This window comes from Microbacterium sp. NPDC055521 (assembly GCF_053619695.1).
Window position 1 is genome coordinate 66613 of record NZ_JBSHJX010000010.1, and the last position, 14724, is coordinate 81336.

Annotated in this window: 15 protein-coding genes; 7 read left to right on the forward strand and 8 right to left on the reverse strand. The window is 69.4% G+C overall.

What is annotated here, in order from left to right:
* The 3 genes from ACWGSM_RS10735 to ACWGSM_RS10745 all read left to right on the forward strand — a co-directional run bounded on the left by ACWGSM_RS10735 (position 1) and on the right by ACWGSM_RS10745 (position 2975).
* Positions 1-1146: a cysteine desulfurase family protein gene (locus tag ACWGSM_RS10735; RefSeq protein WP_452322906.1), complete on the forward strand. Its 1146-nt coding sequence runs from the start codon at positions 1-3 to the stop codon at positions 1144-1146.
* Between the two features lie 126 nt (positions 1147-1272).
* Complete coding sequence (locus ACWGSM_RS10740; RefSeq protein ID WP_452322907.1) at positions 1273-2211, forward strand: glycosyltransferase family 2 protein; 939 nt, start codon at positions 1273-1275, stop codon at positions 2209-2211.
* Complete coding sequence (locus ACWGSM_RS10745; RefSeq protein WP_452322908.1) at positions 2205-2975, forward strand: SDR family NAD(P)-dependent oxidoreductase; 771 nt, start codon at positions 2205-2207, stop codon at positions 2973-2975. Before ACWGSM_RS10740 ends, ACWGSM_RS10745 begins: the two co-directional genes overlap by 7 nt.
* Positions 2976-2991: 16 nt before the next feature.
* On the opposite strand, the gene ACWGSM_RS10750 is transcribed toward ACWGSM_RS10745, so the two are convergent.
* Entirely contained in the window at positions 2992-4875 is a 1884-nt protein-coding gene (locus ACWGSM_RS10750) for an ABC transporter ATP-binding protein (RefSeq protein ID WP_452322946.1), read from the reverse strand.
* Positions 4876-5033: 158 nt separating this feature from the next.
* Here ACWGSM_RS10750 and ACWGSM_RS10755 point away from each other — a divergent pair, with 158 nt between their 5' ends.
* Both ACWGSM_RS10755 and ACWGSM_RS10760 read left to right on the forward strand, forming a co-directional pair.
* The gene (locus ACWGSM_RS10755; RefSeq protein ID WP_452322909.1) at positions 5034-6509 is read left to right on the forward strand and encodes an MDR family MFS transporter; all 1476 of its coding nucleotides are present in this window, start codon (positions 5034-5036) and stop codon (positions 6507-6509) included.
* Positions 6510-6550: 41 nt separating this feature from the next.
* Positions 6551-7135, forward strand: a complete 585-nt coding sequence (locus ACWGSM_RS10760; RefSeq protein WP_452322910.1) for a carboxymuconolactone decarboxylase family protein — start codon at positions 6551-6553, stop codon at positions 7133-7135.
* Here the strand turns inward: ACWGSM_RS10760 and ACWGSM_RS10765 are convergent.
* From ACWGSM_RS10765 to ACWGSM_RS10780, 4 genes are all read right to left on the reverse strand, one after another.
* Positions 7108-7347: a hypothetical protein gene (locus tag ACWGSM_RS10765; RefSeq protein ID WP_452322911.1), complete on the reverse strand. Its 240-nt coding sequence runs from the start codon at positions 7345-7347 to the stop codon at positions 7108-7110. The genes ACWGSM_RS10760 and ACWGSM_RS10765 overlap by 28 nt on opposite strands.
* Before the next feature lie 102 nt (positions 7348-7449).
* Complete coding sequence (locus ACWGSM_RS10770; protein ID WP_452322912.1) at positions 7450-7692, reverse strand: PLD nuclease N-terminal domain-containing protein; 243 nt, start codon at positions 7690-7692, stop codon at positions 7450-7452.
* 37 nt (positions 7693-7729) lie between these two features.
* A complete protein-coding gene (locus tag ACWGSM_RS10775) occupies positions 7730-8554 on the reverse strand; it encodes a sulfurtransferase (protein ID WP_452322913.1) in 825 nt (274 codons plus the stop codon).
* Positions 8555-8569: 15 nt separating this feature from the next.
* The gene (locus ACWGSM_RS10780; RefSeq protein ID WP_452322914.1) at positions 8570-9499 is read right to left on the reverse strand and encodes an aldo/keto reductase; all 930 of its coding nucleotides are present in this window, start codon (positions 9497-9499) and stop codon (positions 8570-8572) included.
* A gap of 93 nt (positions 9500-9592) precedes the next feature.
* On the opposite strand from ACWGSM_RS10780, the gene pgi reads away from it, so the two are divergent.
* Complete coding sequence (gene pgi / locus ACWGSM_RS10785) at positions 9593-11275, forward strand: glucose-6-phosphate isomerase (protein WP_452322915.1); 1683 nt, start codon at positions 9593-9595, stop codon at positions 11273-11275.
* 3 nt (positions 11276-11278) lie between these two features.
* Here pgi and ACWGSM_RS10790 read toward each other — a convergent pair whose 3' ends face one another.
* On the reverse strand, positions 11279-11830 hold the full coding sequence (locus ACWGSM_RS10790; protein ID WP_452322916.1) for a MarR family winged helix-turn-helix transcriptional regulator: 552 nt from the start codon (positions 11828-11830) through the stop codon (positions 11279-11281).
* Positions 11831-12011: 181 nt separating this feature from the next.
* On the opposite strand from ACWGSM_RS10790, the gene ACWGSM_RS10795 reads away from it, so the two are divergent.
* Complete coding sequence (locus ACWGSM_RS10795; RefSeq protein WP_452322917.1) at positions 12012-12623, forward strand: flavodoxin family protein; 612 nt, start codon at positions 12012-12014, stop codon at positions 12621-12623.
* 118 nt (positions 12624-12741) lie between these two features.
* Here the strand turns inward: ACWGSM_RS10795 and ACWGSM_RS10800 are convergent, their stop codons facing one another.
* Complete coding sequence (locus ACWGSM_RS10800) at positions 12742-13872, reverse strand: fatty acid desaturase family protein (protein ID WP_452322947.1); 1131 nt, start codon at positions 13870-13872, stop codon at positions 12742-12744.
* A gap of 185 nt (positions 13873-14057) precedes the next feature.
* Positions 14058-14708, reverse strand: a complete 651-nt coding sequence (locus tag ACWGSM_RS10805) for a hypothetical protein (RefSeq protein ID WP_452322918.1) — start codon at positions 14706-14708, stop codon at positions 14058-14060.
* Positions 14709-14724 lie beyond the last annotated feature (16 nt).

The window sequence follows — 14724 nt, forward strand, 5'->3', positions numbered from 1 at the left end:
GTGCTGTATCTCGATCACGCTGCCACGTCCCCGGCGCGTCCGGAGGTGCTCGAGGCGATGCATCCGTTCCTCACGGGGGTGTACGGCAACCCGTCGAGTCACCACACGGTCGGCGAGGCGGCGTCCGAGGCACTGGAGTGGGCCCGAGGGCGCGTCGCCGCAGCGCTGGGCATGCGGGCGTCGGAGGTGATCTTCACCTCCGGAGGAACGGAGGCGAACAACCTCGCGGTGAAGGGCATCGTGCTCGGTGCACCGCGGCAGGGTGTGTGGCGGCGCGGGCTGATCACCACCCCGATCGAGCACGAGTCGATCCTGGGCTCCGCCGAGTATCTGCACCGTCTGCACGATGTCGAGATCACCCTGCTGCCGGTCGACGACCACGGTGCAGTCGCGGTCGACGACCTGCGCACCGCGCTGGAACACACCGACGCGGCCCTGGTGAGCGTGGGCCACGCGAACAACGAGATCGGCACCGTGCAGGACGCCACCGGGCTGATCGCGGTCGCCCGTGAGCGCGGGGTGCCCGTTCATGTCGACGCGGTGCAGTCGGCCGGATGGCTCGATCTGCGCCCGCTCGGCGCCGACGCGGTCTCGATCGCGGGTCACAAGCTCGGCACGCCGAAGGGCATCGGTGCGGTGGGCGTGCGCTCACGCGTGCCTGTGGAGCCGCTGCTGCACGGCGGCGGGCAGGAGCGCGGGCGTCGCAGCGGAACCGAGAACGTGGCCGGAGCCGTCGGCCTCGCCGCCGCCATCGACCTCGCTGAGGTCGAGCGGGCGCAGAACGTGGCCGCGGTGGCCGCGCAGACCGCGGCTTTCATCGCCGCGGTGCGGGATGCCGTGCCGCGGGCCGCCCTCACCGGCTCCGCCGACCGCCGGCTGCCGAACCTTGCGAGCTTCACCTTCGCGGGCACCAGCGGCGAGGCCGTGCTGCTCGAGCTGGAGCGTCGCGGCGTCGTCTCGTCGAGTGGGTCGGCCTGCGCCGCCGGAAGCGACGAGCCCTCGCCCGTGCTGCTCGCGATAGGCATCCCGGCGGACGTCGCGCAGACCTCGGTGCGGTTCACCTTCGGGCGCACGCCTCTGCCCGACGGCGCGGCTCACCACATCGCGAGGCTCGTCGCCGACGCCGTCGCCGCAGTGTGCCGGTGATCCGATCGTGTGGTGCCATGACTCACCACCGAGTCGGCGGTGGCCTTCGTCAGCGAGCTCATGCGTCGCACGCTATGCCTCCCCAGCGGCGTCGGGCACGGCCCCGCGAACCGTAGACTCGGCGTCGTGACCCCGCTTGTGACGATGATCGTGCCAGGACGCGACGTCGCCGCCTTCGCACCCGCCGCGCTCGCCTCGCTGCAGGCGCAGACCGAGACCCGCTGGCACGCCCTGCTGGTCGATGACGGCTCGCACGACGACACCTGCGCCGTGTTCGCCGCTGCCGCAGCCCGAGACGCTCGCTTCCAGGTGCTCCGGCACGACGAGTCCCGGGGGCTGGGCGCCGCCCGCAACGTCGCTCTCGACCTCGTCGACACGCCGTTCGTCGGCTTCCTCGACGCCGACGACGAGCTGACGCCGCGCGCGATCGAGACCTGGCTCGCCACGCTCGACGAATCCGGCAGCGACTTCGTGGCCGCCGCGTACGTGCGCTCCCGGCTCGTCGACGGCGGGTACCGTCCCGGCCGCGTTCAGCCGTGGGTCGCGGCGGCCACCGCGCCCCGGAGTCTCGGTACGACGCTCGCCGAGCATCCCGACGCATCCGCCAACATCGTCGCGTGGTCGAAGCTCAGCCGCGCCGCCCTCTGGGAGCGGCTGCGCTTTCCCGAGAACGTCGCCTACGAGGATCAGGTCGTCGCGCAGCGGATGTACACCGAGGCGCGCGCGTTCGACGTCATCCCCGACGTCGCGGTGCACTGGCGCGTGCGCGCCGACGGCACGTCGATCACGCAGGGCAAAGGCCGGCTCCCCGTGCTGCACGACTACCTCGCAGCTCTGCTCGGCGGCATCGACGTGCTCACCGCCGCAGGTCAGAGCGGTGCGGTGCGATCGCGCATCGCGCTGATCCTCGCGATGGACCTGCCGTCGCTGCGTGCGATCGCAGCCGAGCATCCGGATCCCGCGTACCGGGCCGCCGTCGACGCGTTCGAGGCGGCCCTGCGCGCCCTGCCCGAGTACGACGACGTCGAGCTCGATGCGACGCTGACAGAGGCGCTGGCATGGTGAACGTCGACGCGCTCTTCTCCCTGCGCGGACTCACCGCGATCGTCACCGGCGGGTCGTCGGGAATCGGACGCGCGATCGCGGGCGCGCTCGCCGGCGCCGGAGCATCCGTCGTGATCGTCGCGCGCGGCGGCGAGCGCATCGCCGCCGCGGTGCGCGAGATCTCCGACGCCGGTGGCCGTGCCGCCGGCGTCGTGGGCGACCTCGGCTCGCGCCAGGGCATCCTCGCGGCCGCGGATGCCGCCGTGGAGCCGTTCGGTGGCCCGGACATCCTCGTGAACTCTGCGGGAATCAACCTGCGCCCGCCGTTCGACGAGATCGACATGACTGCGTGGGACGCCACGATGACCGTCAATCTCGAGGCGCCGTTCCTGCTCAGCCGGCGCTTCGCTCCGCAGATGATCGAGCGCGGCTTCGGCAGGCTGATCCACATCAGCTCGCAGCAGGCGCACCGCGCCTTCGTCACGAGCGGCGTCTACGGGGTGTCCAAGGGCGCCCTCGAATCGCTCACTCGCTCGCAGGCCGAAGCCTGGTCGTCGGCCGGGGTCACCGCCAACACGCTGGTTCCCGGATTCGTTCTGACCCCGCTGAACGCGCGCCTGCAGGCCGACCCCGTGCAGGTGCAGCAGCTCGCGGAGCGCACGATGGTGGGCCGCAACGGACTGCCGGACGACTTCGCGGGCGTCGCGGTGTTCCTGGCCGGCCGATCGTCGGGCTACATCACCGGGCAGTCGCTGTTCGTCGACGGCGGGCTGTCCGTGCACTGAGAAGCGTCGGGGACGGTCAGCGGCCGGCGCCGTCGACGATCCGCGCGGCCGCGATCTGCTGCGCCGCGAGTGTGGAATAGAGCCCGCCCGTGGCGAGCAGCTGCGCGTGCGTGCCCGATTCGACGATGCGGCCGGCCTCGACGACGTGGATCACGTCGGCGTCGATCACGGTCGACAGCCGGTGCGCGATCGACAGCGTCGTGCGCCCTCGCGCAGCGGCATCCAGCGCCTCCTGCACCACCCGCTCCGAGACGGTGTCCAGCGCCGAGGTCGCCTCGTCGAGCAGCAGCACCGGCGGATCCTTCAGCAGCACGCGGGCGATGGCGATGCGCTGCTTCTCACCGCCCGACAGCCGATAGCCGCGCTCCCCCACGACGGTGTCGTATCCCTGGTCGAACGACGTGATCACGTGGTGGATGTTCGCCGCGCGGCACGCGCGCTCGAGTTCCTCGTCGGTGGCATCCGGTTTCGCGTACCGCAGGTTCTCGCGGATCGTCGCGTGGAACAGGTACGTCTCCTGCGAGACGATCCCGATCCGGTCGATGATCGACTCCTGCGTGAGCGTCTTCACGTCGGCCCCAGAGAACTCCACGGTGCCGCCGGACGCCTCGTAGAGACGTGGCGCGAGGTAGAGGATGGTCGTCTTGCCGGCACCCGACGGCCCGACGAAGGCGACGTGCGTGCCGGGCTCGGCGACGAACGAGACGCCGTCCAGAGTCGGGCGCGCGTCGGGGGCGGCATCCGGATACCGGAACACGACGTCCGTGAATGCGATGCGACCGCTCGGCCCCGGCGCATCTGCGGCGTCGATGGCGTCGGGTGCGTCCTGGATCTCAGGCACCATGTCGAGATACTCGAAGATGCGCGCGAACAGCGCCGCCGAGGTCTGCAGGTCGAGTGCCACACGCATCAGGCCCATCAGCGGCATGAGCAGCCGCGCCTGCACGGTCGTGAATGCGACGATCGCCCCGGCGGTGATCTCGGGTGCGCCGCCGGTGAGGAAGAACCCGGCCACGAGGTAGACGATCGCCGGCACGCTGGCCATGATCACCTGGACGACCGCGAAGAAGCCCTGGCCGCTCATCGCCCGTCGCACCTGCAACCGCACCTGGTTGCGGTTCTCGGCCTGGTAGCGCACCGACTCGGTGCGCTGACGGTTGAACGACTTCGACAGCAGGATGCCCGAGACGCTCAGCGTCTCCTGCGTGATGCTGGACAGCTCCGACAGCGACTCCTGCGTCTCACCTGCGATGCGCGCGCGCACCTGCCCGACCCGGCGCTGCACGAGCACGAGGATCGGCATGAGGATCACCGCGATGAGTGTGAGGCGCCAGTCGATCAGGAGCATCGCGACGAGCGACGCGATCACCGTCACGGTGTTGCCCAGCACGCTCGTGACGGTGTTGGTGAGCACACCCGACACACCGCCGACGTCGTTCTGCAGCCGAGACTGGATCACTCCGGTCTTCGTGCGCGTGAAGAAGCCGAGCTCCATCGCCTGCAGGTGCTCGAACAGTTGGACTCGCAGGTCGCCGGTGACCTCGTTGCCGACCGTGGAGGTGAGCCATGTCTGCGCCACGCCCAGCACGGCCGACAGCAGGAACAGGCCGATCGTGATGCTCACCAGCATCGTGAGCAGCGGGATGCGCGGTCCGCCGCCGTCGAGGGGGAACAGCGCGTCGTCGAAGATGTGCTGCACGAGCAGCGGGGGGATGACGGCCACCCCGGCCCCGACGATCACCAGCAGCGCGGTGATCGTGAGACGCCCGCGATACGGAGTGAACAGCGCGACGACGCGGCGACCGAGACCCGGCACGGTGGGGGCCGCGGCGTTCATGCGCCGCTGCGCAGCCTCGTCGACCCCGCGGAAGACTGCGCCGCGCCCTCCTCCACCACCCATGCTCATCCCTTCAGGCTAGTGCGCGCAAGACGGGGGAATACCGCTGGGCGCACAAGGGTTAGGATGGACGGCTGATCTTCTCGACCGGCGTCGGCTGGCCGTGTTCTGCTCCATCGTCGGAGCACTTTCGCCGTTCGCATCCACTCTCGAGGAGACCCATGTCCACCGTCCACACCGGGTCCACTCCTGTCGTGCGTCCTTCTGCGGGCCTCATCCCTGCGAAGGACATGGCCGTGATCTGGGTGCTGCTCACCGCAGCCTTCGTCGCCATCCTCAACGAGACGACGATGGGCATCGCGATCCCCCACCTGATCAGCGATCTCGGCATCACTCCCCTGGCGGCGCAATGGGTCACCAGTGCGTTCATGCTGACCATGGCCGTCGTCATTCCGATCACCGGATTCCTGCTGCGTCGCTTCACGACGAGGCAGATGTTCCTCGGAGCGATCACGCTGTTCTCACTGGGCACGCTGATCGCAGCGCTCGCGTCCGGATTCGTCGTGCTGCTCGTCGCCCGGGTCGTGCAGGCGTCGGGGACGGCCATCATGATGCCGCTGCTGATGACGACGATCATGAACCTGGTACCCGCGTCGTCGCGCGGCCGGATGATGGGCCGCGTGAGCATCGTGATATCGCTCGCTCCGGCGATCGGACCCACGATGTCGGGCTTCCTGCTCGACCACTTCGGATGGCGGGCCATCTTCGTGGTCGTGCTGCCGATCGCCCTGATCGCGATGTTCATCGGGTGGCGCTGGCTGACCAACGTCGGCGAGACCGTCTACGCCCCGATCGATCTGCTCTCGGTGGTGCTGTCGGCGTTCGGATTCGGCGGGCTCGTGTTCGGCCTGAGCCAGATCGGCGGACTCGGCAACGGCGCCAACTGGGCGCCGATGGCGATCGCCCTCGCGATCGGCGTGGTCGGACTGGCCCTGTTCCTCTGGCGTCAGGTGCTGCTGCAGCGCGACGATGACGCGCTGCTCGACCTGCGGGTGTTCGCCTCGAGGGACTTCTCGCTGTCGATGATCCAGATGTTCCTGCTGTCGCTCGCGTTCTTCGGCAGCATCACCATCATCCCGCTGTTCCTGCAGGATGCCCTGCAGCTGAAGGCGCTCGAGGCCGGGCTCGTCGTGCTGCCCGGCGCCCTGGCCATGGGCTTCCTGGGCCCGGTGATCGGTCGCATCTACGACAGCCACGGCACCCGCATCCTGCTCATCCCCGGGTCGATCCTCGCGGCGTCGATGCTGTGGCTGTTCACGACCCTGACCGTCGGCACCCCGATCTGGCTCGTGCTCGGGGCCCAGACGCTGCTCTCGGTCGGCCTCGCACTGTCGTTCACTCCGCTGTTCACGGCATCCCTCGCGTCACTCAAACCCAAGTTCTATTCCTACGGCAGCGCGGTGATCGGCACCGTCCAGCAGGTCGCGGGAGCGGCGGGGATCGCCGTGATGATGGCCGTCTTCACCGCCATCGTGAACGCCGGCGGCGGCACCGAGGTGCCCACGGCCGTGGCGGCGGGAACGCGTACGGCATTGACCATCGGCGCCGTCATCGCGACGGTCACGATCGTCGGAGCGTTCCTGATCCGCAAGCCGGAAGACGAGAACGACGGCACACCCGCGCACAGCGCTCACTGACGCTCTTCCGCGCGCGCACGCGGCGGAGTACCGTCCGCTTCATGATCATCACCACGCCGGCGCCGGAGGGCGCAAGCGGCGCCGTCGCGCAGATGTACGGGGACGACCTCGCCGACGACGGCTTCGTGCATTCCTACACCGCAGCCATGGCGGTGAACCCCGAGGCGCACGAGGCGTTCGTCGCCCTGGTCAGAACCGTGCTGCCCTCTATCGGCGTCCGCATCTACGAGGCCGCCACGCTCGGCGCCGCCCGCGCCATCGGCTCGCCGCACTGCCTGCTCGCCCACGGCCGCAAGTCCCTGACGGCGGGCGTCATCGACGAGGCGGGCCTGCGAGCCTTCGCCGACGATGACGATACGGCGTTCACCGACGCCGAGCAGGCCGTGATCCGTTACGCCGCGCGGCTCTCGTCGTCACCCCAGGAGATGACGGATGCCGACGCCGAGACGCTGCGCGCGCACGGCTTCAGCGATCGGCAGATCGTCGACATCACCCTCGCCGCGGGGCTGCGCAATCATTTCAGCCGCTCGCTGATGGCACTCACCGTGCCGCTCGACGACGATCCGCTCATCGCGCCGGAGCTCGCCGCCGCGCTCCGTCATCGGGCGGAGCGTCGCGACGGGTAGACGGGCCAGTCCACGTCGGAACCGGATGCCCGCGCATCCCCGTCATCGACATCCGCGTGGTCGCCCTCGCTCTCGGCGCTGGTCGACGCCGCCGATGGCAGCGCGCAATGCCCGTCGGCGCAGACACCGACGGCATCCGGCCCGACCGGTCTCAGTCCCGGCGGTGCGGTGAGGATGCGCGACGGGATCTCGGACGCCTGGTTCTCGGGCATCTCTCGATGGTACGCCGCCCCCGAGCAGCTGGCTCGAGCGGAGCAGATCGCGCCACCGCAAGCCTCTCGTTCCGCTCCGGAACGGGCGTGTAGCGTCGGATCTCATGAACGATCCGATCCGGGCGCCGTCTCGCGACGCACGGGACGGCCGAGCTGGATGCCGCCTTCGGGGTATTCCCGGCCGAGGGCGAGCCAGAGCACGCTGCCCAGGAAGGGAATCAGCACGACGAGGAGCAGCCAGACGAACTTCGGCATGAACCGCACCTGGCTGTCGTCGCGACGGATGATGTCGACGAGCGCGAACACCATCAGCGCGATGGTGATCAGGGTGAACAGGAACGGCATGATCTCAGAGTAGACGACCGGTGAGATCGTGGCGCCCTTACTCCGCGCCGGTGGCGACCGGTCGTCCCGGCGTGTTCGACCACGCGCTCCACGAGCCGGGATACACGCTCACCTCGCGGCCCGCGAGGGTGCCCGCGAGCGCGAGCTGCGCGGCGGTGATACCCGAACCGCAGTAGGCGGCGATCGGCGTGCCCGCCTCCGCCCCCACGGCGTCGAAGGCGGTGGCGATCTCGGATTCCGGTCGGAACCTGCCGTCGTCCGTGAGCACGCTCGCGATCGGCAGGCTCTTCGCGCCGGGGATGTGGCCCGCGACCGGATCGATCGGCTCCGCCTCACCGCGGTAGCGCTCGGCGGCGCGTGCATCGAGCAGCACCCCGGCACCCGGCCAGGATGCCGCGGAGCGCGTGTCGATGGTGCCGGCATCGCCGGGCGACCCCAGCACGACGTCGCCCTCCGGCGGGATCACCTCACCCGTGTGCGCCTCGCCGTCCGCGGCGAGCCATGCCTGCCAGCCGCCGTCGAGCACGCGCACGTCGAGTCCGGCACGTCGCAGTGCCCACCACGCGCGGGACGCCGGCAGCATCCGGTCGTCGTCGTAGACCACCACGGGCACGCCCCGGCGCACTCCCCATCGGCGCGCGGCAGCGGCGAGCGCCGCGTCGGCGGGCAGCGGGTGCCTGCCCTCGTGCGGTTCGCCGTGTCGGGTCAGGTCGCGTTCGACGTCGACGAACACCGCACCGGGGATGTGTCCGGCGAGGTACTGCTCGTGTCCGTCGGAGCGGCCGAGCGACCAGCGGACGTCGAGCACGTGAGTCCGGGCGAGCTGTTCGCCCAGCTCGGTGGCGGAGATGAGCGGATGCATGGCGTTCTCCTCCCGTCAGGGGACGATGTGGCCACCGACGCGGAACAGCTCGTACCACTCGGCGCGGGTGAGCTCGATGTCAGCACCGGACGCGGCATCCGCGACCCGCTGCGGCGTGGTCGTGCCGAGCACGACCTGCATGCGCGCCGGGTGACGGGTGATCCACGCCGTGGCGATCGCGGTCGGGGTGACGTCGTACGTCGCCGCGAGCCGGTCGATGACCGCGTTGAGCTCGGCGTAGCGCGGGTCGCCGAGGAAGACGCCGTCGAAGAACCCCGCCTGGTAGGGCGACCAGGCCTGCACCGTGATGCCGTTGATGCGGCAGTAGTCGACGATGCCGCCGCCGTCGAGGACGACACTCTGCTGCTCCCCCATCATGTTCGCCGCGATCCCCTGCGCGATGATCGGCGAGTGCGTGATCGACAGCTGCAGCTGGTTCGCGACGAGCGGCTGGGTCACCGCGGTGCGCAGCAGATCGATCTGACGGGGCGTGTGGTTCGAGACGCCGAACGCGCGCACCTTCCCGGCGGCTTCCAGCTCGTCGAATGCTCGAGCCACCTCGTCGGGCTCGACCAGCGCATCCGGGCGGTGCAGCAGCAGCACGTCGATGTAGGAGGTCTGCAGCGCCTTCAGCGACCCCTCGACCTGGGTCATGATGTGCTCGTACGAGAAATCGAACATCTGCTGCGAGGGCACGATGCCGCATTTGGTCTGCAGCACGATCTCCTCGCGCTCGGCCGACGAGAGCTGCAGGGCGGCCGCGAAGCGGTCTTCGCAGACGTGCATGGCACCGCCGTAGATGTCGGCGTGGTCGAAGAAGTCGATCCCCGCCCCGCGGGCGGTGTCGTACAGCTCGCGCACCTCGGCATCAGTCTTCTCGGTGATGCGCATCATTCCGGCGATCACGGCGGGTGCGGTGCGGCTGCCGAATGGGATCGTCTTCATCGTTCCTCCTGAGGTCGCTGACCACGCTACCGGCCTGCGGCAGTGGCGTCATCGGCCGCGCCGAGATGCGGTCGCAGCGCTAACGTTGCTTGCATGAGCGCACCGATCGACCCCACCTCCACGTCCGCCTGGGCTGAGCTGTCGGCCATCCGGGACTCGTTCTCGCCCGACCTGCGCGGCTGGTTCGCCGACGACGCGACGCGGGTCGAGCGCCTGTCGCTGCCGCTCGCAGACCTGCACGTAGACCTGTCGAAGAACCTCGTGACAGACGAGATCGTCGCCGCGCTGGTGCGCCTGGCCGAACAGACCGGGGTCGCCGAGCGCTACGCCGCGATGCTCGAGGGTCAGCACATCAACACCACTGAGGACCGCGCTGTGCTGCACACGGCGCTGCGCCGGCCCGAGGGCGCGTCGCCCGAGCTGGTCGTCGACGGGCAGGACGTGGACGCCGATGTGCAGGACGTGCTGGCATCGCTGTCGGCGTTCGCCGACCGGGTGCGCTCGGCTGACTGGCTCGGCGTCACCGGCAAGAAGGTCACGCACGTGGTGAACATCGGCATCGGCGGGTCGGACCTCGGTCCGGTGATGGTCTACGAGGCGCTCAAGCCCTACGCCGACGCGGGCATCGAAGCGCGCTTCGTGTCGAACATCGACCCGACCGACATCGCGCAGAAGACCGCCGACCTCGATCCCGAGACGACGTTGTTCATCGTCGCGTCGAAGACGTTCACCACCCTGGAGACGCTGACCAACGCGCGCCTCGCCCGCGACTGGCTGTGGGCGGGCCTTCAGGCATCCGGAGCGATGGAAGACGACGACGCGAGCCGCAAGGGCGCCGTCGCGCGCCACTTCGTCGCGGTGTCCACCGCGCTCGACAAGGTCGAGGCGTTCGGCATCGACCCGAAGAACGCCTTCGGATTCTGGGACTGGGTGGGCGGTCGCTACTCGGTAGACTCCGCGATCGGGCTGTCGCTCGCGATGGTCTTCGGCCCGCCCGTGTTCCGCGAGCTGCTCGCGGGCTTCCACGCGGTCGATGAGCACGTGCGCACCACCCCGCTCGGGCAGAACGTGCCCGTGCTGATGGGGCTCTTCAACGTCTGGTACACGAACTTCCTCGACGCGCAGACTCATGCCGTGCTGCCGTACGCGCAGCAGCTCAGCCGCTTCGCGGCGTACCTGCAGCAGCTGACCATGGAGTCCAACGGCAAGTCGGTGCGCTGGGACGGCACGCCCGTCACGACCGACACCGGCGAGGTGTTCTGGGGCGAGCCCGGCACCAACGGACAGCACGCCTTCTACCAGCTGATCCACCAGGGCACCCGGCTGATCCCCGCCGACTTCATCGCCTTCGTGAACCCCGCGTACCCGCTCACCGACGACGGTCGCGACGTGCACGGGCTGTTCCTCGCGAACTTCCTCGCGCAGACCAAGGCGCTCGCGTTCGGCAAGACCGCGGAAGAGGTCGAGGCCGAGGGAACGAGCGGCGCCCTCGTCGCCGCACGGACGTTCCCCGGCAACCGACCGACGACGTCGATCTTCGCGCCGTCGCTGACGCCCGCCGTGCTCGGTCAGCTCATCGCCCTGTACGAGCACATCACGTTCACGCAGGGCGTCGTCTGGGGCATCAACTCCTTCGACCAGTGGGGCGTCGAGCTCGGCAAGCAGCTCGCCCTGCAGATCGCTCCCGCGCTCGAGGGAGATGCGGATGCCCTCGCTGAACAGGACCCGTCGACGAAAGCGCTGCTCGCGTACTACGCGGCCAACCGGACGTACTGAGCCTCAGCCGAGCTCGGCACCGCCTCGAGCGAGTCGCTCGAGGAAGCGGGCCACGACGTCGCGCTCAGCCGAAGTCAGCGCCGCGACCGCGGCGAAGCGTTCGGCGTGCACTCGGCCGACGCTGTCGCGCACCTGCTCGTGCGTGTGCGGGGTGATGCTCACCATCACCGCTCGGCGGTCCGTCGGATGCGGGGTGCGGGAGATGTGGCCGGCCGTGGCGAGGCGGTCGAGCATCTTCGTCGTCGAGCTCGTCGAGATGCCGAGGTGATCGGCGAGCATGCCGGCGGTGACGACGATGCCGTTGCCCAGCGACGCGACGAGGAAGCGCAGCGCCTCCATATCGGTCTCGTTGAGCTTCATCTCGGTGCGCGACTGCCAGCTGATGCGCTGCTCGGTCTCGCGCCAGGTGCGCAGGGCGCCCAGCACGCGCACCACCTCGTCGATCTCGGCATCGGCCATGCCGCCGAAGCTGACCAGCTGCTGGCCGGGGTCGATCACGCGCGGATCGATCATGGCGCGGCCGCGGGAGGCAGCACCTTCTCTGCGCGTGGTCATAGCGCACAGCATATCGCCGGCCTTCTCCTGCAGGTCGGGCTCTGTGCTTGCCAGGATCGCCGCATCGTGTGATTCGGATCGGCCAAGATCGGGTCCCGGTGCTGGGTGGGATGTCTAGCTGATCTCCGAGCAGCACGAAAGCCCCTCCCCCAGCGTGCCGATGGGTGGTTTCGTGCCGTTCATGGACGACACGCTCAGCGCTCTTCTCATCAACTGCACCCTCAAGCCTTCCCCTGCCGGATCGAGCACTGAGGTGCTGGGCGAGCAGGTGCTCGACGCCCTGGCCGCGCACGGTGTGACCGCCGACCGCATCCGGGCGGTCGACCATGACATTCGGCCCGGCGTGCAGACCGACATGGGCGACGGCGATCAGTGGCCGTCGTTGCGCGAGCGCGTGCTCGCCGCCGACATCCTCGTGTTCGCCACGCCGACCTGGATGGGCCAGCATTCCAGCGTTGCCCAGCGGGTGCTCGAGCGACTGGACGCCGAGCTCAGCGAGACCGATGAGCAGGGCAGGCCGAGCCTGTTCGACAAGGTCGCGCTCGCGGTCGTGGTCGGCAACGAGGACGGCGCGCACCACATCACCGCCATCGTGTTCCAGTCGCTCAACGACGTCGGATACACGATCCCCGCGCAGGGTTCGATCTACTGGAACGGCGAGGCGATGGGATCGACCGACTACAAGGATCTGCCCGAGACGCCCGAGAAGGTCACGCAGACGCTCACGACGGCCACGGCGAACGCCGCGCACCTGGCTCGCGCGCTGAAGTCGTCGGCGTACCCGGTGGCCTGAGCTCGAGGCGTCGGCCGGACCGCGCGGCGCTCGGTGCGCGGTACGGTGTGCGCGGTACGTTCCGGGGGCCGATTCGTCGCACGTCCGTGGCTGCGAAGCCGCGAAGCTCGACGACGAGTCAGGCGCGGCGGAAGCTCGTCGCCGCGGGGCAGTCGAACGGATCGGCGCCGGCCGCGAGGCCGACCCGGTTCAGGTACTCGATGACGATCGCGTAAGAACGACCGAGGCTGGTCTCTGTGTACGGCACGTTGTTCGACGCGCAGTAGTCGCGCACGATCTCGCGCGCCTTCGACAGGTGCGGACGCGGCATGCTCGGGAACAGGTGGTGCTCGACCTGATAGTTGAGACCTCCCATGAGCGCCGTCGCCCACCAGCCTCCGCGGATGTTGCGCGAGGTGCGCACCTGCTTCGAGAAGAAGTCGAGGCGCGCGTTCGGGTCGATGATCGGCATGCCCTTGTGGTTGGGTGCGAACGACGCGCCCATGTAGACGCCGAACACGGCCAGCTGCACGCCCAGGAACGCGAACGCCATACCGAGCGGCAGCATCATGAACACCGGGATCAGGAGGATCGCGAAGCGGACCGCGATGATGCCGAGCTCGGTCCAACGCCCCTTGACCTTCTTCTTCGTGAGGAGGTGCTTCAGGCCGATGTAGTGGAGGTTCAGGCCCTCAAGCGTGAGCAGGGGGAAGAACAGCCAGCCCTGCTTGCGAGTGATCAGACGCACCAGGCCCCGCGACTTCGCGGCGTCCTCTTCGAGGAACGAGATGGTGTCGACCTCGATGTCCGGGTCCTTGCCGACCTGGTTCGGGTTGCCGTGGTGCTTGGTGTGCTTCGAGTCCCACCAGGAGTAGCTCATGCCGATGCTGCCGGCCAGGATGCGGGCGAGCTTGAAGTTCGCGGGCCCCGACGACAGGATCTGCCGGTGCGCCGCCTCGTGCGAGAGGAAGGCGATCTGCGTGAAGATGATTCCCAGCGCTGCGGCGATCAGCAGCTGGAACCAGCTGTCGCCGAGCAGGATGAATCCGGTGATCGCTCCCCCGAGGGCGAGCACGATGCCGGCTGCCACGGAGATGTAGAACCACGAGGTGCGCTGCAGGAGGCCGGTCTCGCGCACGACCTGCGACACCTGCTTGTAAGCGTGCGCCATCGGTGGGAACTCCGCAGTGCCGGAGTAAGTCTGGCGGATCGGTCCGAGGGTGGCTGCGCCGGTCTCGACGTCGGTGGCGATGTGCGTGGAACTGATGATGCTCTCCTGCCGATCGGATGCCCTTGAGCTGTGGTAGCGAAGGGCGGATGCCGATCGCTGGTGCCCACGCTACGCCGGTCGACATGCGCGGACCGGTATGTATCGGCCCGTGAGCCGAACCGGGTTCCGAGTGACGCCACCGGCGCCGTCCGCGCTGCCGACGAACGACACCGGTTCTCGATCTCTCACTCGGCGCGGACGCCTGCGCGCCTCAGTGCCAGCCCGGCGCCGCCGAGCGCTGCAGCGAGGAGAAGTCCACCGGGCAGGATCCAGGCGGGCATCCCCGTGGTGGCGAGGTCGCTCTCGGACGCATCGCCGGAATCTGAGCCTGGGCCCCGGCCACCCGCGTCCGCGTCAGCGCCGCCGTTTCCGCCGCCGTTTCCGCCGCCGTTGTCTCCCCCGCCGCCGCCCCCGCCGCCATCGCCGTCATCGCCGCTTCCGCCGTCATCGCCGTCGCCGTCCTCGCCGCCCCCGTCCGCGCTTCCGTCGAGTCTGGCCACGTAACGCTCCCCGCCGTCCGCAGAGCTCGCCAGCCAGTAGTCCAGGCCACGGGGCAGCTGCACCCGCAGTTGCGCCGTTCCCTCCGCGTCGGCGACCACCTCGGTGACGAAGGCGATGTCGTCCTGACGGGGCGCGTTCGGATCGGCCTCGGCATCCAGCACGAGCACACTTGCCCGATGATCGGCGAACTCGGGTCCGTAGGCGATGCGGATCGTCGCGACGCCGTCACTCGATGAGGCATCATGCTCGACCGCGCCCGCCGACACGGCGGTGCCGAGTACGAAGAGTCCGGCGAGTCCGATCGCGCATGCCGCGCTAATGGTGTTCTTGTTCATCTCTGTTCTCCTGGTC